The sequence below is a fragment of the Amycolatopsis sp. NPDC043887 genome, assembly GCF_056435665.1.
In genome coordinates this window covers 123,589-145,067 of record NZ_JBWKEB010000013.1, presented here as the reverse complement: position 1 = coordinate 145,067, position 21,479 = coordinate 123,589, and the positions used below count along the sequence as shown (strand labels likewise).

Annotated in this window: 26 protein-coding genes; 15 read left to right on the top strand and 11 right to left on the bottom strand. The window is 70.1% G+C overall.

The genetic code is table 11. The features are described from left to right. Positions 1-5 precede the first annotated feature (5 nt). Together priA and AC069H_RS30885 are read left to right on the top strand one after the other, a co-directional pair. On the top strand, positions 6-743 hold the full coding sequence (gene priA / locus AC069H_RS30890; protein WP_007029948.1) for a bifunctional 1-(5-phosphoribosyl)-5-((5-phosphoribosylamino)methylideneamino)imidazole-4-carboxamide isomerase/phosphoribosylanthranilate isomerase PriA: 738 nt from the start codon (positions 6-8) through the stop codon (positions 741-743). Positions 744-823: 80 nt separating this feature from the next. Continuing rightward, positions 824-1,171, top strand: coding sequence for a DUF1330 domain-containing protein (locus AC069H_RS30885; RefSeq protein WP_478234666.1), 348 nt, complete (start codon positions 824-826; stop codon positions 1,169-1,171). A 47-nt stretch (positions 1,172-1,218) separates the two neighbouring features. Here AC069H_RS30885 and AC069H_RS30880 read toward each other — a convergent pair whose 3' ends face one another. From AC069H_RS30880 to AC069H_RS30845, 8 genes are read right to left on the bottom strand one after another with little or no spacing between them, the layout of a single operon-like run. After that, a complete protein-coding gene (locus tag AC069H_RS30880) occupies positions 1,219-1,605 on the bottom strand; it encodes a PPOX class F420-dependent oxidoreductase (RefSeq protein ID WP_340687671.1) in 387 nt (128 codons plus the stop codon). Positions 1,606-1,614: 9 nt separating this feature from the next. Continuing rightward, positions 1,615-2,349 carry an ABC transporter permease gene (locus AC069H_RS30875; RefSeq protein ID WP_478227195.1) on the bottom strand — a complete coding sequence of 245 codons (735 nt, stop codon included), beginning with the start codon at positions 2,347-2,349 and terminating at the stop codon, positions 1,615-1,617. Then, on the bottom strand, positions 2,346-3,068 hold the full coding sequence (locus AC069H_RS30870; protein ID WP_478234665.1) for an ABC transporter ATP-binding protein: 723 nt from the start codon (positions 3,066-3,068) through the stop codon (positions 2,346-2,348). The genes AC069H_RS30875 and AC069H_RS30870 overlap by 4 nt, the downstream gene beginning before the upstream one ends. A 49-nt stretch (positions 3,069-3,117) precedes the next feature. Next, complete coding sequence (locus AC069H_RS30865; RefSeq protein ID WP_478234664.1) at positions 3,118-3,678, bottom strand: putative glycolipid-binding domain-containing protein; 561 nt, start codon at positions 3,676-3,678, stop codon at positions 3,118-3,120. Next, positions 3,675-4,598 carry an NADP-dependent oxidoreductase gene (locus AC069H_RS30860; RefSeq protein ID WP_478234663.1) on the bottom strand — a complete coding sequence of 308 codons (924 nt, stop codon included), beginning with the start codon at positions 4,596-4,598 and terminating at the stop codon, positions 3,675-3,677. The genes AC069H_RS30865 and AC069H_RS30860 overlap by 4 nt, the downstream gene beginning before the upstream one ends. Before the next feature lie 28 nt (positions 4,599-4,626). Further along, positions 4,627-5,625 (bottom strand): hypothetical protein, encoded by a 999-nt coding sequence (locus AC069H_RS30855; RefSeq protein WP_478234662.1) that lies wholly within the window; start codon positions 5,623-5,625, stop codon positions 4,627-4,629. Beyond that, a complete protein-coding gene (locus AC069H_RS30850; RefSeq protein ID WP_478234661.1) occupies positions 5,622-6,131 on the bottom strand; it encodes an RNA polymerase sigma factor in 510 nt (169 codons plus the stop codon). The genes AC069H_RS30855 and AC069H_RS30850 overlap by 4 nt, the downstream gene beginning before the upstream one ends. A 28-nt stretch (positions 6,132-6,159) precedes the next feature. Then, positions 6,160-6,786: a TetR/AcrR family transcriptional regulator gene (locus AC069H_RS30845; protein ID WP_478234660.1), complete on the bottom strand. Its 627-nt coding sequence runs from the start codon at positions 6,784-6,786 to the stop codon at positions 6,160-6,162. Between the two features lie 39 nt (positions 6,787-6,825). Here AC069H_RS30845 and hisF point away from each other — a divergent pair, with 39 nt between their 5' ends. The 5 genes from hisF (at position 6,826) to AC069H_RS30820 (ending at position 9,305) form a co-directional block, all read left to right on the top strand. Next, the gene (hisF, locus tag AC069H_RS30840) at positions 6,826-7,599 is read left to right on the top strand and encodes an imidazole glycerol phosphate synthase subunit HisF (RefSeq protein ID WP_340687679.1); all 774 of its coding nucleotides are present in this window, start codon (positions 6,826-6,828) and stop codon (positions 7,597-7,599) included. Then, positions 7,596-7,985 (top strand): hypothetical protein, encoded by a 390-nt coding sequence (locus AC069H_RS30835; RefSeq protein WP_478227189.1) that lies wholly within the window; start codon positions 7,596-7,598, stop codon positions 7,983-7,985. The genes hisF and AC069H_RS30835 overlap by 4 nt, the downstream gene beginning before the upstream one ends. Beyond that, positions 7,975-8,337, top strand: coding sequence for a phosphoribosyl-AMP cyclohydrolase (hisI, locus tag AC069H_RS30830; RefSeq protein ID WP_340687681.1), 363 nt, complete (start codon positions 7,975-7,977; stop codon positions 8,335-8,337). Before AC069H_RS30835 ends, hisI begins: the two co-directional genes overlap by 11 nt. Next, complete coding sequence (locus AC069H_RS30825; RefSeq protein WP_478227188.1) at positions 8,334-8,696, top strand: DUF1304 domain-containing protein; 363 nt, start codon at positions 8,334-8,336, stop codon at positions 8,694-8,696. The genes hisI and AC069H_RS30825 overlap by 4 nt, the downstream gene beginning before the upstream one ends. Before the next feature lie 132 nt (positions 8,697-8,828). After that, positions 8,829-9,305, top strand: a complete 477-nt coding sequence (locus AC069H_RS30820) for a hypothetical protein (RefSeq protein WP_478234659.1) — start codon at positions 8,829-8,831, stop codon at positions 9,303-9,305. A gap of 202 nt (positions 9,306-9,507) precedes the next feature. Here the strand turns inward: AC069H_RS30820 and AC069H_RS30815 are convergent, their stop codons facing one another. Next, a complete protein-coding gene (locus AC069H_RS30815; protein ID WP_478234658.1) occupies positions 9,508-10,113 on the bottom strand; it encodes a TetR/AcrR family transcriptional regulator in 606 nt (201 codons plus the stop codon). A gap of 95 nt (positions 10,114-10,208) precedes the next feature. Here AC069H_RS30815 and AC069H_RS30810 point away from each other — a divergent pair, with 95 nt between their 5' ends. The 5 genes from AC069H_RS30810 (at position 10,209) to trpA (ending at position 15,337) form a co-directional block, all read left to right on the top strand. Continuing rightward, complete coding sequence (locus AC069H_RS30810) at positions 10,209-11,771, top strand: anthranilate synthase component I (protein WP_478234657.1); 1,563 nt, start codon at positions 10,209-10,211, stop codon at positions 11,769-11,771. After that, entirely contained in the window at positions 11,764-12,321 is a 558-nt protein-coding gene (locus AC069H_RS30805; protein ID WP_478234656.1) for a Trp biosynthesis-associated membrane protein, read from the top strand. Before AC069H_RS30810 ends, AC069H_RS30805 begins: the two co-directional genes overlap by 8 nt. A 192-nt stretch (positions 12,322-12,513) precedes the next feature. Then, on the top strand, positions 12,514-13,323 hold the full coding sequence (gene trpC, locus AC069H_RS30800; RefSeq protein ID WP_340687687.1) for an indole-3-glycerol phosphate synthase TrpC: 810 nt from the start codon (positions 12,514-12,516) through the stop codon (positions 13,321-13,323). Next, positions 13,302-14,549 carry a tryptophan synthase subunit beta gene (trpB, locus tag AC069H_RS30795; RefSeq protein WP_478234735.1) on the top strand — a complete coding sequence of 416 codons (1,248 nt, stop codon included), beginning with the start codon at positions 13,302-13,304 and terminating at the stop codon, positions 14,547-14,549. The genes trpC and trpB overlap by 22 nt, the downstream gene beginning before the upstream one ends. Beyond that, a complete protein-coding gene (gene trpA / locus AC069H_RS30790) occupies positions 14,546-15,337 on the top strand; it encodes a tryptophan synthase subunit alpha (RefSeq protein WP_478234655.1) in 792 nt (263 codons plus the stop codon). The genes trpB and trpA overlap by 4 nt, the downstream gene beginning before the upstream one ends. A 73-nt stretch (positions 15,338-15,410) precedes the next feature. On the opposite strand, the gene AC069H_RS30785 is transcribed toward trpA, so the two are convergent. After that, on the bottom strand, positions 15,411-16,784 hold the full coding sequence (locus tag AC069H_RS30785; protein ID WP_478227182.1) for a type I glutamate--ammonia ligase: 1,374 nt from the start codon (positions 16,782-16,784) through the stop codon (positions 15,411-15,413). Positions 16,785-16,880: 96 nt separating this feature from the next. Between AC069H_RS30785 and AC069H_RS30780 the strand changes: the two genes are divergently transcribed. The 3 genes from AC069H_RS30780 to lgt are packed head-to-tail and all read left to right on the top strand — an operon-like array spanning position 16,881 to position 20,259. Continuing rightward, positions 16,881-18,023, top strand: coding sequence for an amidohydrolase family protein (locus AC069H_RS30780; RefSeq protein ID WP_478234654.1), 1,143 nt, complete (start codon positions 16,881-16,883; stop codon positions 18,021-18,023). Then, positions 18,020-19,189 (top strand): M20 metallopeptidase family protein, encoded by a 1,170-nt coding sequence (locus AC069H_RS30775; protein WP_478234653.1) that lies wholly within the window; start codon positions 18,020-18,022, stop codon positions 19,187-19,189. The genes AC069H_RS30780 and AC069H_RS30775 overlap by 4 nt, the downstream gene beginning before the upstream one ends. 29 nt (positions 19,190-19,218) lie before the next feature. Further along, a complete protein-coding gene (lgt, locus tag AC069H_RS30770) occupies positions 19,219-20,259 on the top strand; it encodes a prolipoprotein diacylglyceryl transferase (protein WP_478234652.1) in 1,041 nt (346 codons plus the stop codon). Positions 20,260-20,331: 72 nt separating this feature from the next. Here lgt and AC069H_RS30765 read toward each other — a convergent pair whose 3' ends face one another. Next, positions 20,332-21,396, bottom strand: coding sequence for an NAD(P)H-dependent amine dehydrogenase family protein (locus tag AC069H_RS30765; RefSeq protein ID WP_478234651.1), 1,065 nt, complete (start codon positions 21,394-21,396; stop codon positions 20,332-20,334). Between the last annotated feature and the right edge of the window lie 83 nt (positions 21,397-21,479).

The window sequence follows — 21,479 nt, the reverse complement described above, 5'->3', positions numbered from 1 at the left end:
GGCGCGTGACTTTCACGCTCCTTCCCGCCGTTGATGTGGCCGATGGCCAGGCCGTGCGACTCGTCCAGGGCGAGGCCGGCACCGAAACCTCCTATGGCAGCCCGCTGGAGGCGGCGCTCGCCTGGCAGCGCGACGGTGCGGAGTGGATCCATCTGGTGGACCTCGACGCCGCGTTCGGCAAGGGTTCCAACCGCGAACTGCTCGCCGACGTCGTGGCCAAGCTCGACGTCCAGGTGGAGCTGTCCGGTGGCATCCGCGACGACGCCTCGCTGGAGGCCGCGCTGGCCACCGGCGCCCGCCGCGTCAACCTCGGCACCGCGGCGCTGGAGGACCCGGAGTGGACCGCGAAGGTCGTCTCCTCCTACGGCGACCGCGTCGCCATCGGGCTGGACGTGCGGATCACCGAGGCCGGGCACCGGCTGTCCGCCCGCGGCTGGACGCAGGACGGCGGTGACCTCTGGGAGGTCCTCGACCGGCTCGACCGCGACGGCGCGCAGCGCTACGTCGTCACCGACGTGAGCAAGGACGGCACCCTCCAGGGGCCGAACATCGACCTGCTCCGCGAGGTCGCCGCCCGCACCGACGCGCCGGTCATCGCCTCCGGTGGTGTGTCCAGTGTGGACGATCTCCGCGCGCTGGCCGCGCTGGCCCGCGACGGTGTCGAGGGATCCATCGTCGGCAAGGCGCTCTACGCCGGCGCGTTCACCCTGCCCGAGGCGCTCGCGGCCGTCGCGGAGTTCTGAGCTTTACCTCCCGGGTAATCGACGCCACGCGGCGGCTCGGTCAGGATTCCTTCCAAGACAACGAAACCTGGAGGGACATCATGACCGCCTACGGACTCGCCCACCTTCGCCCCGCCGCTGTGCTGGCCGAAGAGGTCTTCGAGTACATGGAACGGATCCAGGCCACGCTCGATCCCTTCGGCGGCAGGTTCCTCGTGCACGGAGCCGGGGTCCACGTCGTCGAGGGGGAGTGGTCGGGGGCGCTCGTGCTCATCGAGTTCCCGAGCCTCGACGCCGCGCGGGAGTGGTACGACTCGCCCGCGTACCGGGAGATCCTGCCGCTGCGGGCCGACCACATCCCCGGCGATCTGATCCTGGTGGAGGGATGCGGGCCGGACCACGACTCGGCGGCGCTGGCGGCCTCGCTGCGGGCGCTGCAGGCCTCGTGAGTGGTGAGGACGGTTCTAACCGTCCTCACCACTCACGAGACCCAGGGCTACTCCGCCAGCTTGATCGCGATGCCCACGGTCCGGTCCTTCGGCCCCCGCAGCCTGCTGAAGAACATCGTGACCCGCCCGGTGATCCCGTACTTCCGCGCGATCACCTTGCGCACCCGTTCGGTCTCGTCGAGGTCCAGCAGCCGAGCCTCACCCGCGACGACGTCGCCATGGGTCTTGGCACCGCGGAAGTCGCAGGCCTGGACCTCGACCCGGCCGCTGTTGCGGATGCGCTTGACCTTGCCCGCCTTCCGCTCGGACCAGAGCACCAGCTCGCCGCCGTCGCCCGCCGCCCAGACCGGGGTCGGCACCGGGGTGCCGTTCTTGCGGAAGGTGGTCAGGACGACGTACTTCTCGGCGGCGATCCGCTCGAACTCCGATCCCATGTGGAAAGTCTAGGCTGTCCGCCTGCGCAAGGTCGCCGCGCCGAGCACCAGCGCGGCCAGTGCGCACGCCCCGACGATGATCAGGTTCCAGAGGAGTGTCGCGTCCACGGTGCCCGACGTGGTGACCCGCGTGAGCGCTTCGACGGCGTACGAAAGCGGCATCACGTTCGAAAGCCAGTTCAGGAGCCAGCCCATTTCCCCGCGCGGCACGAACAGCCCGCACAGCAGGATCTGCGGCAGCACGAACAGCGGCATGAACTGCACCGCCTGGAACTCCGTCCGCGCGAACGCGCTCACGAACAGGCCGAGCGCCATCCCGAGGAGGGCGTCGAGGACGGCGATGAGCAGCAGCATCCCGATCGAGCCCGCGATGTCGAGGCCCAGCCAGGCGAGCGAAATCCCGGCGGCGACGCCGACCTGCACGATCGCGATCGAACCGAACGCGATCGCGTAGCCGAAGAGGAGGTCCATCCTGCCGATCGGCAGGGTCATCAGTCTTTCCAGTGTCGCCGTGGTGCGCTCGCGCAGCGTGGTGATCGAGGTGATCAGGAACATGATCAGGAACGGGAAGACGCCGAGCAGCGCCGGAGCGACCCGGCTGAACACCGCTTCGGAGTTGAAGACGAAGCGCAGCAGCACCATCAGCAGCGACGGGACGACGATCAGCATCGCGACGGTGCGCGGATCGTGCCGTAGCTGAAGGAGGATGCGGCGGGCCGTGGCGAGTGTCAGCGTGGGGTTCACGAGGTCATCTCCGTCTCCCGGACGAGCCGCAGGAACGCCTGTTCCAGATCGGTCGTGCCGGTGCGTTCGCGCAGCCCGGCCGGGGTGTCGTCGGCGAGGACGCGGCCTTCGCGCATGAGCAGCAGCCGGTCGCATCGCGCTGCCTCGTCCATGACATGGCTGGACACGAGCAGCGTCGTCCCGCCCTCGGCGAGGCGGCGGAACAGCGCCCAGAGTTCGTCGCGGAGTACGGGATCGAGGCCGACGGTCGGTTCGTCGAGGACGAGCAGTTCGGGTTTTCCGAGCAGTGCGACGGCGAGGTTGGCGCGGCTGTGCTGTCCGCCCGACAAGGAGCCGACCAGCTTGCCCGCGTGGTCGGTCAGCCCGACTTCGGCGATCACCCTGTCCACATCGGACATCGGCGCGCGGAGGACGGAGGCGAAGTAGCGCAACGCTTCCGTGATGGTGAGGTCGGCGTAGATCGCCGGGTTCTGGGTGGCGTAGCCGATCAGGCGCCGCAGCGGCGGGCTGCCCGCGGGATGGCCGAGCACGGTGACCTCGCCCGCGGCGACGATCTGCACGCCGACGATCGAACGCATCAGCGTCGTCTTGCCGCAGCCGCTCGGCCCGAGCAGGCCGGTGACGCGCCCGCGCGGCGTCCGGAACGCGATGTCCTTGACGACCTCGCGACCGCCGCGGACGACCCTCAGTCCTGTCACGGAGATCGCCGAATTAGCCATGTGTTTAATTCTGCGCTCGTTGAGAAGCGTGAGTCAAGGGGTGCGTGTTTCAGGACAGCCGGACGGCGATGCCCGGATAGTCGTGCACCAGCAGGTGCCGGTCGTAGCGCAGTACGCATGAGAAGTCGAAGACCGGTGCCGCGTAGGCGAAATCGCGGTCACCGATCCGCTCGTAGCGCTGCTCGAGCCGCTCCACGGCGAGGTCGCCCGCACGGACGTACACGGCGGGCGCCTCGGCGGCGGCGCCCGGAGCGAGGCCGAGCCGGTGCACTGGCAGCGTGTTCGTCATCGACGACGACTCGAGGTCCACGTCGAAACAGCCGTCGAGCCGCGGATCCGCGACCCCGTCCACCCGCCAGCGTCCGTCACCGCCGGATTCGAGAACCGTCCGCCGGGCGCCGCTCGCCGACCGGCCGGAGATCTCCGCCGACCTCGTATGCCAGGCGGCGTCGACGGTGATCGCGTACTCGACGAACCAGGATTCGCCGTCCTCGACCGCTGTCGTTGCTCCGCTGATCCTCCAGCCGCCTTCGTGTTCTTGGAAGAACGCGACCTCGAGGCCGGTCCTCGCGTCCCGATGCAGCCAGCTCGCCGTCGCGGGAAGGCTCACGGGACCAGGACGAGCTTGCCCCGGACGTGGCCCCCTTCGCTTTCGTCCTGGGCCGCGGCCGCTTCGGCGAGCGGGTACACACGGGCGATCGGCAGGTCGAGCTTGCCTTCGGCGGCGAGCGCGGCGCCTTCGGCCAGCGAGCCGGGGACCTGCTCGGCCGGAGAACCCGACGTGAAGCGGACGCCGTGGTCTGCCGCGTCCGGCGCGGCGATGGTGATGACCCGCTTCGGGCCACCGGTCAGCTCGACGAGGGTGGCGAGCGAGCCGCGTCCGGAGGCGTCGAAGGACGCGTCGACGCCCTGCGGCGCGACGTCGCGTACGCGCTCGGCGAGGCCTTCGCCGTACTGCACTGGGACGGCACCCAGCGAGCGCAGGTAATCGTGGTTCGCTTCGCTCGCGGTGCCCACGACGGTGAGCCCGCGCGCGACGGCGAGCTGGACGGCGATGGTGCCGACGCCGCCCGCCGCGCCGTCGATGAGCAGCGTCTCGCCCTTCTGGAGATCCAGAAGGTTGAGGGCGCGGTAGGCGGTGTTGACGACCGCCGGCAGCGCCGCGGCCAGCTCCCAGGAGAGTGCCCCGGGCTTGCGGATCAGGTTCGCCGGATCCGCGAGGACGTATTCCGCGTACCCGCCGGCGCCGGACCCCATGACCTCGTCGCCGGCCGCGAACCCGGACACTCCCTCGCCGACCGCGTCGATCACGCCCGAGATGTCCCCACCGGGCACGGCGGGGAACTTCGCGGGGTACACCTCCGCCATCAGCCCGGACCGGATCTTCCAGTCGATCGGGTTCACGCCCGCGGCCCGGACGGCGACCCGGACCTGGCCGGGCCTCGGCGCGGGAAGCTCGCGTTCGAGGACGCGCAGGACCCCGGAGTCGCCGTACTCGGTGAACGCGATGGAGCGGTAGGTGTCCGTCATGCCGTCGACAACCGCCGCCCGCCCGTCACTATTCCGGCGGATTCCCGAACCAGCTGTAGTCACCGGGGATGATCTGCAGGCCCTCGGCGATGTCGGCCAGTGTGGCCCGGTCCCGTTTGCCCGACACGGTGAGCCAGCGCCCGCCTTCGACCTGGACGGCGACCGTTTCGTCCAGCTGCCCTCCCCGCCCGTTCCGCGCGGGGAGGGCGAAACCGTCGAGGCCCCTGATCTTGAGCGGCACGGGCGCGGCATCGCCCGCGTCCGGCCGTTGGCCGCCGAGGCTCGCCGTGACCACCGCCGCCGCGCTGGGCTGCCCGGCACGGGTGGCTTCGAGCTCGGTCGTGCCCCCGTCGACCATCATGGCCAGGTTCACCCCGGACAGCTCCAGGCCGGCGGGCAACCTGCCGAACCGCAGTTCGCCCGACACCCGGGCACGGCCGTCCCCGACCATCTCGTCCGCGATCCGCTGACCCACGCCGCGCGCGTCCCGCACACCGTGCAGGGTCAAGTTCAGCACGTACGCGTCGTCGGGTGACCAGGTCAGCATCGTCGCGTCGCCGTAGACCTCCGAGACCATGCCGACCCTGCCGTGCACGATGATCTGGTTCGGGGCGGGCGCGATCGTCCACGGCCCGCGCCGCTCGTCCAGCGGAGTGGTGGTCAGCTGGACCTGGCCCGCCTCGCCGCCACTCCACGTCCTGGTCTGAGGCGCCGGATAAGGCTTCGCGGAGCGGCTCATCTCCTTGAAACCGTCGGGAAGCCAGCCCGGTTTGTACGGCAGCACCGCCCAGTCCGCGTCGCGTGGCGAGGCGGGCGTGACCGTTGTGTAGGCCCGCAGGCCGAGTGGCACGCCGAGCGCGATGATCGCGACCGCCGCCGCGACCAGCGCCAAAGCCATCTTGGGACGGCTTCGCGACCGTTGGGCCAGCGCGTCGCGGATCTCGGCCCCGTCGGGCGCCCGCGTCGCCAGGTGTTCGAGGCTCTCCCGGATCAGGTCCTCGGTGTGCTCGTCACTCAGTCGGGTCATTTGCGGGCTCCCGTGGGCTGCACGGACGAGGACTGCCCGGTTTCCCGCAGCGTCGCGAGCGCGCGCGAAATCTGGCTGCGCACGGTCGACGTCGCGCAGCGGAGTACCGCGCCGATCTCCTCGTCGGAGTAGTTCTCGTAGTAGCGGAGCACGATCGCGGCGCGTTGCTTGCGCGGGAGCTTCGCGAGCCGGTCCAGCATCGCGTCGCGTTCGTCGTACTCGATGGCGTGATCGGAGACCGGCGGGCTCATCAGGTCGAGCGCTTCCGGTGACGACGGCGTCACCCGGCGGACCGCCAGCCGCCTCCGCCACGAGAGGTACTCGTTGGTCACCATCCGGCGGACGTACGTCGGCGGCGAGTCGATCTTCGGCCAGCGTTCCTGAGCACGCAGCAGCACCTCCTGGACGATGTCCTGCGCCAGGTACGGATCGTCGGTCAGGACGGTCGCGTAGCGCAGGAGGCCGTCCAGGCGATCCGCGACGAACTCGTCGAAGGTCGCAGGCACGTGTCCCCCTCAGCCGGTGGTCTCGCTACTAGTGACGCGCGAGACCACCCCGCTGATGCATCGGGAGCCGAACTTTCTCGGCGCCGGGGGTCAGGTAGTACTGCGCGACCGGGGCCAGCATCGCGACGATCTCCTCCTCCGAGGCGTTGACCAGCGGCGGGAGCCCGATGACGTAGCGCAGCAGCGCGAACCCGATCATCTGCGCGGCGATCCCGGCCACCCGCACCTTCGGCACGCCGCGCGCTTCGGCGACCCGCGCCAGTACCGCCCGCTCCAGGAACTGCCGCATCATGGTCGCGACCTGCTCGTTGGTGGTCGCGGAGCGGATCATCGCCAGGAACGGCGCGCGGCCGTCCGGGGCCTGCCAGAGGCCGAGGAACGCGCGGACGAGGCGCTCGCCGATCTCATCTTCGGGGCCTTCGAGGATCCGGGGGACCAGCTCGCCAGGGTCCACCGGCAGATTCATCGACGCGGCGAAGAGCCGTTGCTTGGTGCCGAAGAAATGGTGCAGCAGGGCCGCGTTGACCCCGGCGTCGGCCGCGATGGCGCGGACGGTCGCCCCGTCGTAGCCCTGTTCGGCGAACCTGCGCCTCGCCGCGTCGAGGATCTCCTCCCGCGTCTCGGTCTGCCCCGGCCGCCGCCCCGCCTGTGCCATCCCGCGAGCTTAGAACGGGTCTTGACTACGCTTGTCCCCATGTCAGTCGCAGTCAGGGTCATCCCGTGTCTCGACGTCGACGCGGGCCGTGTGGTGAAGGGCGTCAACTTCGCCGACCTGCGCGACGCCGGCGACCCCGTCGAACTCGCCAGGCTGTACGACGCCGAGGGCGCGGACGAGCTCACGTTCCTCGACGTCACGGCGTCCTCCGGGGACCGTGAGACCACCTTCGACGTCGTCCGCCGGACCGCGGAACAGGTGTTCATCCCGCTCACCGTCGGCGGGGGCGTGCGCACGAACGACGACGTCAACCGGTTGCTGCGCACCGGCGCGGACAAGGTGAGCATCAACACCGCCGCCATCGCGCGGCCGGAGTTCCTGCGCGAGGCGTCCCGCCGGTTCGGCGCGCAGTGCGTCGTCCTGTCGGTGGACGCGCGCCGGGTCCCCGAGGGGACCGAACCGACCCCGTCCGGTTTCGAGGTGACCACGCACGGCGGGCGCCGCGGCACCGGGATCGACGCCGTCGAGTGGGCCGCGCGCGGCGAGGAACTGGGCGTCGGCGAGATCCTGCTCAACTCGATGGACGCCGACGGCACCAAGAACGGCTTCGACCTCGAACTCCTGAGCCAGGTGCGGGCGGCGGTCCGGGTCCCGGTGATCGCCAGCGGTGGCGCCGGCGCGCTCGAGCACTTCCTGCCCGCCGTCGAGGCAGGCGCGGACGCGGTGCTCGCGGCCAGTGTGTTCCACTTCGGACAGTTGAAGATCGGCGAGGTCAAGAGCGCGCTGCGCGCCGGGGGAGTCGTGGTCCGGTGATCTTGGCCAAATGGAAGGCCTCCACCGAGGTCAAGGTCGTCTGCGCGCTGCTGCTCGGGCTCGCCCTCGCCTACCTCGCGATGGCCGCGATCCTCATGTTCGCGCCGTACTCCACCGCGCGGACGTTCCTGCTGCCGGGGACGTCGCTGGTCCTCGGCGGACTCGTCGTGGCGGGATTGGTGCTGAAGATGTCTTCGGCGCGGTTCGCCGGTTTCGGCGTCAGCTTCCTGTTCGGGTTGCTGCACGCGTTGTCCATGCTGGCGGCGGAACTCTTCTGGGTGAAGATCGTCTCCGGGCTGCTGTTCGCCGGGTACATCTACACGGCGGTCCTGCTCAACTCGATGCCGGTGAAACGGCACCTTCTCGGAGCCACGAATGACGCTTGACCCCGCCCTCTCGGATCGCTTGAAGCGCAACGCCGACGGGCTGATCGCCGCCGTCGTCGTCGAACACTCCACATCGGACGTCCTGATGATGGCGTGGATGGACGACGAGGCGCTCGAACGCACCCTCACGACGCGGCGCGGCACCTATTATTCGCGCAGCCGCAAGGAACTGTGGGTCAAGGGCGAGACATCCGGCCATGTCCAGCACGTGCGCGAGGTGCGGATCGACTGCGACGGCGATACCGTCCTCCTGCGCGTCGACCAGACCGGCCCGGCCTGTCACACCGGCACGCACACCTGTTTCGACACCGACGAACGGCTGCTGCTGGCCGACGAGAGCGAGAACCCGTGAATATCGTCGCCAACGTGCTGGTCGGCATCGTCGCCCTGATCCACCTGTACATCGTCGTGCTGGAGATGTTCCTGTGGACCACCCCGCGCGCCCGCGCCTCCTTCGGCACGACCGAGGAGTTCGCGAAGGAGACCACGACGCTGGCGGCCAATCAGGGGCTGTACAACGGTTTCCTGGCCGCCGCGCTGATCTGGGGCCTGATCGCGACCGGCAGCACCGCCTGGCAGTTCAAGATCTTCGGCCTCGCCTGCGTGATCGTGGCGGGGCTCTACGGGACGGCGACGGCGAGCAAGAAGATCTTCTTCGTGCAGGTGGTCCCCGGCACGCTGGCGCTGATCGCGGTGCTGGCCGCGGGCTGACCGGCGGTGGGAAGGCGAAGACCGGCCGAGCGTGACCGTCCGAGACGACGACCGCGCGTCGCAGGGCGACCTCGGTCCACTTCGGATGGTGATGCCGTCGAAGGCGTTGCCCCGCTGACGATCCATGACGATGTGGCCGTCCCCCTGATCGAGAACCTGACGCGTTTCAAGGTGCGCGCCCTGGCGTTGTCGGTGTTCTGGATGGTCTTCTTCATCTCCTGCCGGATAGTCGCCGACGGGACCGGATACGAGTTGCTGATGCCGTTGTCCACGGCGGGCTTCTTCGGCTTCCCGGCGTGCCTGTACGCCGCCTGGCTCTGGCGGGGCCGGTATCGCTCGGCCTTGAAGGCCGGCTTGCGCGAGGCCACGGCGACGGTGCGGCCTGGCTGGTTGTTCCCCAGGATCGACGTCTATCCCGAGCGCGGTTACAAGCTGCTTCAGACGCGACGGTCGCTGCGGATCGCTCCTCGCTTCGAGGGACTCGAGAAAGTCCCCGTCTTCGTCGGCGGCGAGGAAACGGACATGATCGTGCTCTTCCCGCGCGGACGGTTCTTCAAGGACCGGCTCCACACCGTTCCCGTCAAGGAGATCGAGCCGGACACGGCCTGATCCGACGACACCGATCGGGCCGGATGACACTCGGCCCGCGAGTTCCGCCTCCAAGCACGCGAGTCGCGCCTCTGGTCACGCGTGTCGCGCCTCCAAGCACGCGTGTCGTCCGCCTCGCAGGATTCGTCGCCATTCGCCCGGCGGGTAGTGAAGGCCTCCTTCGCTACCTTCAGGGTAGGCAAGGAGGCCTTCACGGGCGGGCTCAGTCGACCTTTCCGGTCAGATACCGCTGCATCGTCGGCGCGATCGCGGTCACCAACGGCTCGATCTCGCTCGAAGCCATCGGCTCGAACCTCGCGACGTACCGGATCATCCCCATCCCGACCAGCTGTGACGCGCACAGGGTCGTCCGCAGTTCGACTCGGTCCGAGCCCAGCTCACCGATGACCTTCGTGAAGAAGTTCTGGAAGAACCCGCGCAGCACCAGCGCGGCCTGCTCGTGCCCGGCGACGCTGCGGACGAGCGCCTGGAACACGTCACCGCCCGCGCCGTCCCACCGGGTGAGGAAGGTGCGCACGATCCGGCGGCCGAACTCCTCGTCTGGCCCGTCCCGAAGTTCCGCGAGGAGTTCGTGCGGCTCGAACGGCAGTTTCAGCACGGCCTGGGCGAACAGTCCTTCCTTGCTGCCGAACCAGTGGTTCACCATCGCCGCGTCGACCCCGGCGCGCGTCGCGATCGCGCGCACCGTCGCGCCGTCGAAGCCGCTCTCGCCGAACACCGCGCGGGCCGCCTCGAGCAGCGCGGTGCGGGTGTCCTGTCCGCCGGGCCGCCGTCCCCGGCGCCGAGCGGTAGTGTCTTCACCAGCCATGGCGTCATCATGGACGGACCCGGCCCTGAATTCAACATTCCTTGAATTCATCCCCGCGTCCCGCCTCCCACGGGCGTTGCAGCACAATGAGCGACATGGTCAGCGCCGCAAACGCCAGCCCGTCGGGGCTCGGCTCGGTCAGCCCTTCGCGCGACGAGTTCCGCGCGCTCGCCGAGGGCCGTCGCGTCATCCCCGTTGTCCGCCGCGTGCTCGCCGACGGTGAGACCCCCATCGGGGTCTACCGCAAGCTCGCCGCCGACCGGCCGGGGACGTTCCTCTTCGAATCGGCGGAGAACGGCGCTTCCTGGAGCCGATGGTCGTTCATCGGCGTGGACAGCCCCGCCGCGCTGACCGTGCGTGACGGCCAGGCCGTCTGGACCGGCACCCCGCCGGTCGGCCTGCCGACCGGAGGCGACCCGCTCACCGTGCTGCGTGAGACCGTCGCCGCGCTCCACACCGAGCAGCTGCCCGGGATGCCGCCGCTCACCGGCGGCATGGTCGGCTACATCGGCTACGACGCCGTCCGCTGGCTCGAACGGCTCCCCGAACTCGCCGAACGCGACCTCGACATCCCCGAGCTCACCATGCTCCTGGCGACCGACTTGGCCGCCTTCGACCACCACGAGGGCACCGTCACGCTGATCGCCAACGCGGTCAACTGGGACGACTCGGCCGAGCGCGTCGACGCGGCGTACGACGACGCCGTCGCGCGTTTGAACGCGATGACCAAGCAGCTGCACGTCGCGGCCCCGGCCACGGCCGCCGTCTTCGACCGTCCCGCGCCCGAATTCACCCGCCGCCGCTCCAAGCCGGACTTCCACGCGGCCGTCGAGAAGGCGGTCGAGGCGATCAAGGCGGGCGAAGCGTTCCAAATCGTGCCGTCGCAACGATTCGAGATCGAGACCCAGGCCGACGCGCTGGACGTCTACCGTGTCCTGCGCACGTCCAATCCGAGCCCGTACATGTACCTGCTGCGCCTGGACGGCTTCGACATCGTCGGGTCCAGCCCGGAGTCGCTGGTCACCGTGCGGGACGGCCGCGCGACCACGCATCCGATCGCGGGTACCCGCTGGCGCGGCGCCGACCCGGAGGAGGACGCGCAGCTGGCCAAGGACCTGCTGGCGGACGAGAAGGAACGCGCCGAGCACCTGATGCTCGTCGACCTCGGCCGCAACGACCTCGGCAAGGTCTGCAAGCCCGGCACCGTGCGCGTCGTCGACTTCTTCGACGTCGAGCGCTACAGCCACGTCATGCACATCGTCTCCACGGTCACCGGCGAACTCCTCGACGACAAGACGGCTTTCGACGCCGTCGCCGCCTGTTTCCCGGCAGGGACGCTCTCGGGTGCGCCGAAGGTCCGCGCGATGCAGCTGATCGAGGAACTGGAGCCGACCCGCAGGGCGCTCTACGGCGGCGTCGTCGGATATCTCGACTTCGCCGGGGACGCCGACACCGCGATCGCGATCCGCACCGCGCTGATGAAGGACGGCACCGCGTACGTCCAGGCGGGCGGGGGAGTCGTCGCCGATTCGGTGGCCGACTACGAGGACAACGAGTCGCTCAACAAGGCCCGCACCGTGCTGTCCGCCGTGGCGGCGGCGCAGACGATGATCGCAGCGGACGAACTCGACCCGGCGGGTGACCGCACTCGTGTCTGAGGCCCCGGCGAAGAAGGCCAAGCGTCCACTGTGGATCGCCGTGGTGGGGCTGCTGCTGGGGGCGGTCGCGCTGTGGGGTTCTTCGCAGCTCGTGTGGTTCGCGGAGTTCCGCGACGGCGGTGTGCGCGGCACGGTGCTGTACACGGAAACCGGTTCACAGCGTGCCGTCGCGCTGATTCCGCTCGCGTTGCTGGCGCTCGCCGGCACGGCCGGGCTGATCGCCACCGGCGGCTGGCCACGCCGGGTGCTCGGCGTGGTACTCGCCGTGGCCGGTGTCGCCGCGGTGTGGATCGGCGTGGCGGGCGGCTCGTTCAGTGGCTTCGCCGACGGTCTGCCCGTCGCTCAGCTGGTGGGAGCCCGCGGTCTCGCGATCCTCGGGGGAATTCTCGTGACGGCGGGCGGGTTGGCAGCCATCAAGGGTGCGGGCCGGATGCCTCGTCTCGGCGCGAAGTACTCGGCGCCGGGGGCGAAGAAGAAGGCCGCCAAGGATCCGGAAACCGAGCTGTGGGAGGCGCTGTCCGAAGGCGAAGATCCCACCGCGACCCGGTGATGGCCGCGGAAAACGCGCGTTTTCGAGATCTACGCCGCGAAAGATGACACGGTTGGCATTCGGAGTAACGGACATACCCGGAACCAGGCCGTATCCGTGCGGGGGTTAGCATCGTTTCGGCGGGAAGGGGAAGGTTTTTGTGAGCGACCTTGCGAAGGAATCCGTGAGTACGACGGCCGGTGAGGAACTCCGGTGAGCGTGCTCGATGACATCGTCGCCGGCGTCCGTGCCGATCTCGCCGAGCGCGAGGCGGTTCTGCCGTTCGACGAACTGAAGAAGCGCGCGACCCAGGTCGCGCCCCCACGTGACGTGCTCGCGGCCCTGCGTGAGTCCGGTATCGGCGTCATCGCCGAGGTGAAGCGGCGCAGCCCCTCCAAGGGTGACCTGGCCGAGATCCCCGATCCGGCCGCGCTGGCGAAGGACTACGCCGACGGCGGCGCCAGGGTGATCAGCGTGCTGACCGAGCAGCGCCGGTTCGGCGGTTCGCTCGCCGACCTCGACGCGGTCCGCGCGGCTGTCGACATCCCGGTGCTGCGCAAGGACTTCATCGTCAGCCCGTACCAGGTCCACGAGGCGCGGCTGCACGGCGCGGACATGGTCCTGCTGATCGTGGCGGCCCTGGAGCAGAACGCCCTGATCGCGTTGCTGGACCGGGTCGAATCCCTCGGGATGACCGCGCTGGTCGAGATCCACAACGCCGAAGAGGCCGACAAGGCCCTCGAAGCCGGCGCGAAGGTGATCGGCGTCAACGCCCGCAACCTGCACACCCTCGAGGTCGACCGGGACGTCTTCTCGCGGCTGGCCCCCGGTCTGCCGATGGACGTCTTCAAGATCGCCGAGTCCGGTGTGCGCGGCCCCGGCGACCTGATGTCTTACGCGGGTCACGGTGCCGACGCCGTCCTGGTGGGCGAAGGGCTCGTAGCTTCGGGCGACCCCAAGGGTGCGCTGGTCAAGCTCGTCACCGCCGGATCGCACCCTGCCTGCCCGAGGCCTTCCCGATGACCATTGAGTACCACGAAGAACCCCACGGCAAGCACGATCCGGACGACCGGGGCTACTACGGCCCGTACGGCGGCCGGTTCATGCCGGAGGCCCTGATCGGCGTCGTCGACGAGGTCGCGGCCGAGTACGACAAGGCGCGGAACGACCCGGACTTCGTCAACGAGTTCCGGCGTCTGCTGCGTGACTACGCCGGTCGCCCGTCGCTGCTCACCGAGGCCAAGCGCTTCGGTGAGCACGCCGGCGGCGCCCGGATCTTCCTCAAGCGCGAGGATCTGAACCACACCGGTTCGCACAAGATCAACAACGTGCTGGGCCAGGCGTTGCTCACCAAGCGGATGGGCAAGAAGCGGGTCATCGCCGAGACCGGGGCCGGGCAGCACGGCGTGGCCACCGCCACCGCCTGCGCGCTGCTGGACCTGGAATGCATCGTCTACATGGGTGAGGTCGACACCGAGCGGCAGGCGCTGAACGTGGCGCGCATGAAGCTGCTCGGCGCCGAGGTCGTCCCGGTGAAGACCGGTTCGCGCACGCTCAAGGACGCGATCAACGAGGCCCTGCGCGACTGGGTCACCAACGCCGACACCACGCACTACCTGTTCGGCACGGCGGCGGGCCCGTACCCGTTCCCGATGATGGTGCGGAACTTCCACAAGATCATCGGCGAGGAGGCCCGCGTCCAGATCCTGGAGCAGGCCGGGCGCCTGCCGGACGCCGTCGCGGCCTGCGTCGGCGGCGGGTCGAACGCGATCGGCATCTTCCACGGCTTCATCGACGACCCGGAAGTCCGTCTCGTCGGTCTCGAGCCGGGCGGCGAGGGCATCGAGGGCAACCGCCACGGCGCCACGCTGACCAAGGGCACACCGGGCAACCTGCACGGCGCGATGACGTACCTGCTGCAGGACGAGGACGGCCAGACCGTCGAGTCGCACTCGATCTCCGCGGGCCTCGACTACCCGGGTGTCGGCCCGGAGCACTCGTGGCTCAAGGACAGCGGCCGCGCCGAGTACCGGCCGGTGACCGACGCCGAGGCGATGGACGCGTTCAAGCTGCTTTCGCGCACCGAGGGCATCATCCCGGCGATCGAGTCGGCGCACGCGCTGGCGGGCGCGCTGGTGCTCGGCCGCGAACTCGGTCCCGAGGGGCTGATCATCGTGAACCTGTCCGGTCGTGGCGACAAGGACATGGACACGGCCGCGAAGTACTTCGGCCTGGTGGAGAACGCATGAGCGGGTTGAAGGAGCTCTTCGCGGCGACGCGCGCGGAGGGGCGTGGAGCGCTGATCGGGTATCTCCCGGCAGGTTTCCCGACGGTCGACGGGTCGAAGGACCTGCTGGCCGCGGTGGTCGACGGCGGCGCCGACCTGGTCGAGGTGGGCGTGCCCTACTCGGACCCGGTCATGGACGGCCCGACCATCCAGGCCGCGTCGGTGAGCGCGCTTTCCGGCGGCTTCAGGCTCAAGCACCTGTTCGAGGTCGTCGAGTCGGTGTCGTCGCGCGGCGGCAAGGCCGTCGTGATGACCTACTGGAACCCGGTGCACCGCTACGGCGTCGACCGCTTCGCGCGGGACCTCGCCGCCGCGGGCGGGCTCGGCATGATCACCCCGGACCTGATCCCGGACGAGGCCGACGAGTGGATGGCCGCCTCCGAGCAGCATGGTCTGGACCGGATCTTCCTGGTCGCGCCGTCCTCCTCGGAGGAGCGGATCGCGAAGACCGTCGAGGCCGCATCCGGTTTCGTGTACGCCACCGCGGTGATGGGCGTGACAGGCGCTCGTGACCAGGTCGGCGTGCACGCCGAGGATCTGGTCGCGCGCACCCGCGCGCATACGGACCTGCCGATCGGCGTCGGGCTCGGCGTCCGGTCCGGCGAGCAGGCTGCGCAGGTCGCCGGTTTCGCGGACGGTGTCATCGTCGGCTCCGCGCTGGTGACCGCCGCCGCGAGCGGACTGGACGCGGTTCGGGAGCTTTCGGCCGAGCTGGCCGCGGGTGTGCGGAAGACCGTCGCCCCCGCTTGATCCTCACGCTGGTCGTGAGTGGCGATTCGGGTTCTAACCCGAATCGCCACTCACGACCAGCTGGACCGGCCGCTCAGTGCCGCCACCGCTGCGCTTCGGTGATCTCCTCCGGGGTCGCGAGCGCGAACCGCTCGATCTCCGCCCGCCGCAGGCCCACGATCGTCGTCGCCAGCGGAGCGCCGAACGCGGCAGTGAGGGCCTTGTCCGCCTCGAACGCCGCGACGGCGTCCTCCAACCGCAGCGGCAGCCGCTCGATCCCGCGGGCGGCGCGCGCCTCGTCGGTCAAGATCCCGGGGTCGACGTCGAGCGGCTCCGGCAGCACCGCCTCCTCGTCGGTTCCGGCCATCCCGGCGAACAGCAGGGCGGCCGCCAGCAGATACGGATTCGCGGTCAGGTCGAAGCATTTGACCTCGAGGTTCGCCGCCGAGTCACGGTTCCCGGCGACGCCGCGTACCAGCCGCAGCGGCGTCTCCCGGTTCTCCAGCCCCCACGCGGCGTACACGCCCGCCCAGTGGTGCGGCTCCAGTCGCAGATAGCTGACCACCGACGGTGCCCCGATCGCGAGCAGCGCGGGCAGCCGCCGCAGGATGCCCGCGCTGAACGACTCCGCGACCGGCGTCAGCCCGAAAACCCTTTCCCCGCCGAAGAAAAGGTTCCGCGCGCCGTCACAGACACTCAGATGCACATGCCCGCCGTTGCCGACGCCGGCGGGCGCGAACTTCGGGGTGAAGGACGCCTTCAGCCCGTGCCGGTGGCTGAGCGCGCGGATCGTCTCCTTCGTCAGGACGGCGATGTCGGCCGCGCGCACCGGGTCCGCCGCCGCGACCGACAGCTCGAACTGGCCGTCGGCGTACTCGGGGTGGATCTGTTCCACGCCGACCCCCTGTTGGTCCAAAGTGGACACCAGGGCGCGGAGATAGTCCGCGTGCTCGGAAAGTCTCGCGTAGCCGTACGCCGGGCCCGCGGTGGCCGAGGTCGGATCGTCCGGCGCGTCGGCGCCGGTGATCACCCATTCGATTTCGAAACTCATCCGCGCCCGGTGACCGCGCGCGGCGAGCCGGTCCACCGCCGTCGCCAGCAGGGCCCGCGCGTCCTGCGGGTGCGGCTCGCCCTCCTGGTCGAGTTTCGTCACCGGAGCCCAGGCCCAGCCAGGCTGCCCGGCGAGCACGGTCAACGCGTCGAGGTCCGGATGCAGCCGCAGGTCACCGACCGGGCCGAGGGAATACTCGCCGCCGCTGATGACGTCGTCCGAGCCGAAGAAGTCGAAGGACTTCGAAGCGCCGACACCCCAAGCGGCCGCGGACGGCAACTTCCGCAGCGGTACCGCCTTGACCCGCGCGATCCCGGCGTTGTCCACGAAGGTCAGCGCCACAAGCTCGACACCCCGGGCCCGGAGTTCCCCGGTGAGGGCGGTCGCGCGGGCGGTCAGTGCTTCCCGGTTCACCATGGTTCCTCATCCTGGCCTCGACCGGAGTCCCTTGCCACGCCTGGATCCGGTCATAGGGTGAGGCCGCACTCGTCGACCACGAGAAGGGACGCGCTCATGCCGGGAACCCAGATCCTGCCGTTCGTCGCACGGACGAGGCTCGTGGACCACCACTGCCACGGCGTCGTCACCGGTGATCTGGGCCGGATCGAGTTCGAACAGCTGCTCACCGAGGCCGACACCGTCTCGTCACTGGGCACGACCCTGTTCGACTCGCTGATCGGGCTCGCGGTGCGGGCCCGCTGCGCCCCGGTGCTCGACCTGCCGCCGCACGTCCCGGCCGAGGACTATCTGGCCCGCCGCGCCGAACTGGGCGCCACCGAGGTCAACGCGCGGTTCCTGCGCGCCACCGGCACGACCGAATTCCTGCTCGACGGCGGCTTCCTGCCGGACACGCTGACCACGACCGAGCAGTTCGCGGCCCTGTCCGGCGCCCGCGCGCGGGACATCGTCCGCCTCGAACAGGTCGCCGAAACGGTGATCGGCTCCACCACCGCGGCCGGATTCGCGCCGGCCTTCGCCTCGGAGTTGGCGAAACGCGCCACGACCGCGGTCGGGTTCAAGTCCATCGCCGCCTACCGCGTCGGCCTCGACCTGGCGGGGGAGCGGCCGACGGACACCGAAGTCACCGAAGCGGCGGGCCGCTGGCTCGCGCGGATCGAGGCGGGCGGACCGGTCCGGCTCGCGGACGAGGTCCTGCACCGGTTCCTGTTCTGGACCGGGATCGACCTGGCCCTGCCGATCCAGTTCCACGTCGGCTTCGGCGACGCGGACGTGGACCTGCACCGCTGCGATCCGCTGCTGCTCACCGGGCTGTTGCGGGCCACCCGGTCACACGGGGTGCCGATCATGCTGCTGCACAACTATCCCTTCCACCGGAACGCCGCGTATCTGGCGCAGGTCTTCGAGCACGTGTTCATCGACGTGGGACTCGCGACGCACAACGCCGGTCATCGTGCGCCCGCGATCATCGCGGAGACAATGGAGATCGTGCCGTTCGGGAAGCTGCTGTTCTCCACGGACGCGTTCGGGCTGGCCGAGCTGCACCACCTCGGCACCGCGCTGTTCCGACAGGGACTGTCCGACTTCCTGTACGCGGGGCTCACTTCGGACGTACTGTCCGAAGTGGACGCGCATCGGATAGCGGCGCTGGTGGGGCACCGCAACGCCGAACGGGTGTACGGGCTGGAGGGGACATGACGGAACTGGACGAACTGCAGGACCGGTGGGAGGCCGCCGTCGAGGCGGAACTGCCGTCCGCGATCGAACTGCGGCACCGGGTGCACGCCGATCCGCGCGCGTCGGGGGACGAGGAGGACACCGCGCGGGTCGTCGTCGAGGCGCTGGGCATCGACGAAGGGGTCCGGGTCGCCAAGACCGGGCGCGCCGTGCTGCTTCCCGGTACCTCGCCGGGATCGGCCGTGGCGCTGCGCACCGAGCTGGACGCGCTGCCGGTCACCGAACGCACCGGGATCCCGTGGGCCTCGGAGACACCGCTGATGCACGCGTGCGGGCACGACGTCCACATGGCCGCGCTCGTCGCCACCTGCCGCGCGGCCTCCGTGGTCGGGGTGCCCCGGCCGCTCCTCGCGCTCCTGCAGCCGCGTGAGGAGACGTCGCCGTCCGGCGCGCTGGACATCGTCGACTCCGGCGTGCTCACCGAGTACGGCGTCGAGTCGGTCATCGGCGCGCACGTGCAGCCCAGGCTCGCGGCGGGGGTGGTTTCGGCGGTGCCGGGACCGGTCAACGCCTCCACCGACGAGTTCGACGTCGTCGTCCGCGGTCAGGGCGGGCACGCCGGCTACCCGCATCTGCTGCGGGACCCGATCCTCGCGCTCAGCCAGATCGTGGTGAGCCTGCAGCAGCTCGCGAGCCGCCGGGTCGACCCGGTGTTCGGCGCGGTCTGCTCGGTCGGGCGGATCGAAGCCGGGACGACGGCGAACGTCGTGCCGAACGAGGCCCGCCTGTCGGGCTCGCTGCGGCTGATGCGCGCCGAAGACCGCGACCTCGCCCTGGAGGGGCTCGCCGAGGTCGTCCACGGCACCGCACAGGCGCACGGCTGCCGGGCGGAACTGGAGATCAGCCCGTGCGAACCGGTGCTGCACAACGACGCCGGGCTCACCCAGCGCGCGCACCGGCGACTCGTCCGGACGGGGGCAGTCGTGGACACCGACTTCCGGTCGTTCGGCGCCGACGACTTCGCGCACTACTGCGGGATGACCCGCGGGCTGATGATGTTCGTCGGCCTCGGCGACACCGCGGGCGCGCCCAGCCTCCACGACGAGGTGTTCCTGCCGCCCGACGCCGCCATCGGGCACGTCGCGTCCGCGCTGATCGCGGGCTATTTGGCCGCCGTCGAGGGCTGACGCCCCCAAGAAGTGGACGAAGCGCTACGGTGGCCGACGTGAATACCGCCTCGGCAGCGTTCCTCGCGACCATCCCCAGCCCCGACCAGGGCGTCTGGCATATCGGGCCGGTCCCGATCCGGGCCTACGCGCTCTGCATCATCGCCGGCATCATCGTGGCGATCTGGCTGGGCGAGCGGCGCTGGGTCAACCGCGGCGGCACGAAGGGCACGGTCATCGACGTCGCGGTCTTCGCGGTGCCGTTCGGCCTGGTCGGCGGGCGGTTGTACCACGTCATCACCGACAACCAGCTGTACTTCGGCGAGGGCAAGAACCCGCTCAACGCGCTGAAGATCTGGGACGGCGGGCTCGGTATCTGGGGCGCGATCGCGCTCGGCGCGGTCGGCGCGCTGATCGCCTGCCGCCGCCGGGGGATCCCGCTGCCCGCGATGGCGGACGCGCTCGCGCCGGGGATCGTGATCGCGCAGGCGATCGGGCGGCTCGGCAACTACTTCAACCAGGAACTCTACGGCGCGCACACCGACCTGCCGTGGGGCCTGGAGATCTACCAGCGCTACAACCCGGCCAACCCGGACGACTTCCTGAACGGCGTCGCGCTCGGGCACGTCCCGCTGCCGGACAGCCCGGTGCACCCGACGTTCCTCTACGAGCTGATCTGGAACCTCGGTGTCGCGCTGCTGGTCATCTGGGCGGACAAGAAGTTCCGCCTCGGCCACGGCCGCGTGTTCGCGCTGTACGTCGCCGGGTACACCGCGGGCCGGTTCTGGATCGAGATGATGCGGACCGACACCGCGAACCACATCCTCGGCCTGCGGGTCAACGTGTGGACCTCGATCCTGCTGTTCGCCGCGGCGATCGCGTACTTCGTCCTCGCCGCCAAGCGTGGACCGCGGGAAGCGCCGGAAACGTTGTGGAGCAAGGACGTGCCGCGAGAGGACTCCGGTACCTCTTCCTCCTCCGAGCCGTCCGATGAGGAGACGCACGCGGACGTCGCGGCGGCTCCGGACACCGTCCGGGACTCGGCCGCGGACAAGGCGACCGAGGACCCGAAGCCGGACCCCGAGAAGTAGCGCCGCAAGTCCGTGAAGGCCTCCTTGCCTACCTTGAGGGTAGGCAAGGAGGCCTTCACGGACGTCGCGGCGTCAGCGAGAGACCAGGCCTCGCCCCGTCACCAAGGGCAGGTCCAGCGCCGTCAGCAGCCCCGGCGGAGCCGCCACCACCGCCGGGATCGCGTTCACCAGCCGCATCGCGGTCGCCTTCAGCCCGGCCGTGTTGTGGTCACCGTCGCTGCCGACCAGACGCAGGTCCAGCACGTAGTCGGGCTCCCCGGTCACCTGGACGCGGTAGCAGCCCTGCCCGGTCGGCTGCGGCCAGTCCGGCCCGAGGTCGCCGCGCAGGCGCGTGATGTGCTCCAGCACGCACACCGCCCGCCCGCCGCGCATGCCGCGCACCTCGAACCGCAGCGCCGCCGCCGTGCCTTCCTTGATCGTCCCCGAAGCGATGTCGAACGTCTCCGGAGCAGGAAGCCGTTCGTAGACCTCCTCGACGGCATCGAGTTCGACGTCCAGCCCGGCCGCGAGCTGCCGCACGACGCTGCCCCAGGCCAGCGACAGCACACCGGGCTGCAACAGCAAGGGCAGATCGTCCATCTCCCGGCCGAAGCCCATGATCTCGAACAGCACCTTGCCGTTGTCGTACGTCGAATAGTCGAGGATCTCCAGGCAGCGCACCTCGTCGATCCGTTCGCACACGCCGGTGAGCACCAGTGGCAGCCAGTCGTTGGCGAAGCCGGGGTCGACACCGTTGACCCACAGCGAAGCACCGCCTTCGCGAGCGGCCTTCCGGATCGGCTCGATCATCTCCGGCGGGACGACGCCTTCGGGATACTGGAGGAACACCGGGCTGCTGGAAACCACGTTGATCCCCGCGCGCAGGAAGCGTTTCAGGTCTTCGACGGCCTCCGGCAGCCGGTCGTCGGCCATCGCCGTGTAGAGCACGCAATCGGGCTTCAGAGCGATGAGCGCGTCCGCGTCGGTCGTCGCGGTGACACCCAGCGGGCGACCGAGCCCGGCCAGATCCCCAGCGTCCACGCCCACCTTGGCGTCGCTCGAAACCCAGACTCCGGCGAGTTCGAGATCCGGCCGCGCGGCTATCCCCGCCAGCGCGTGGCGGCCGACGTTCCCGGTACTCCACTGGACCACGCGCACGGCGTTCGCCTCCTGATGTCTGGTTGGTGAACCCGCGTCCGCGATCGACGTCGGCAGGACGCTGCCTGGGAGACCACGTCACG

Excerpts from the sequence above, each read along its gene's own strand:
- AC069H_RS30870 (WP_478234665.1), bottom strand. The coding sequence starts at position 3,068 with ATGGCTAATTCGGCGATCTCCGTGACAGGACTGAGGGTCGTCCGCGGC.
- AC069H_RS30810 (WP_478234657.1), top strand. The coding sequence starts at position 10,209 with ATGGTCAGCGCCGCAAACGCCAGCCCGTCGGGGCTCGGCTCGGTCAGC.
- AC069H_RS30780 (WP_478234654.1), top strand. The coding sequence starts at position 16,881 with ATGCCGGGAACCCAGATCCTGCCGTTCGTCGCACGGACGAGGCTCGTG.
- AC069H_RS30785 (WP_478227182.1), bottom strand. The coding sequence starts at position 16,784 with ATGGTGAACCGGGAAGCACTGACCGCCCGCGCGACCGCCCTCACCGGG.
- AC069H_RS30880 (WP_340687671.1), bottom strand. The coding sequence starts at position 1,605 with ATGGGATCGGAGTTCGAGCGGATCGCCGCCGAGAAGTACGTCGTCCTG.
- AC069H_RS30775 (WP_478234653.1), top strand. The coding sequence starts at position 18,020 with ATGACGGAACTGGACGAACTGCAGGACCGGTGGGAGGCCGCCGTCGAG.
- hisF (WP_340687679.1), top strand. The coding sequence starts at position 6,826 with ATGTCAGTCGCAGTCAGGGTCATCCCGTGTCTCGACGTCGACGCGGGC.
- trpA (WP_478234655.1), top strand. The coding sequence starts at position 14,546 with ATGAGCGGGTTGAAGGAGCTCTTCGCGGCGACGCGCGCGGAGGGGCGT.
- AC069H_RS30860 (WP_478234663.1), bottom strand. The coding sequence starts at position 4,598 with ATGACGGACACCTACCGCTCCATCGCGTTCACCGAGTACGGCGACTCC.
- AC069H_RS30845 (WP_478234660.1), bottom strand. The coding sequence starts at position 6,786 with ATGGCACAGGCGGGGCGGCGGCCGGGGCAGACCGAGACGCGGGAGGAG.
- hisI (WP_340687681.1), top strand. The coding sequence starts at position 7,975 with ATGACGCTTGACCCCGCCCTCTCGGATCGCTTGAAGCGCAACGCCGAC.
- AC069H_RS30885 (WP_478234666.1), top strand. The coding sequence starts at position 824 with ATGACCGCCTACGGACTCGCCCACCTTCGCCCCGCCGCTGTGCTGGCC.
- AC069H_RS30855 (WP_478234662.1), bottom strand. The coding sequence starts at position 5,625 with ATGACCCGACTGAGTGACGAGCACACCGAGGACCTGATCCGGGAGAGC.
- AC069H_RS30815 (WP_478234658.1), bottom strand. The coding sequence starts at position 10,113 with ATGGCTGGTGAAGACACTACCGCTCGGCGCCGGGGACGGCGGCCCGGC.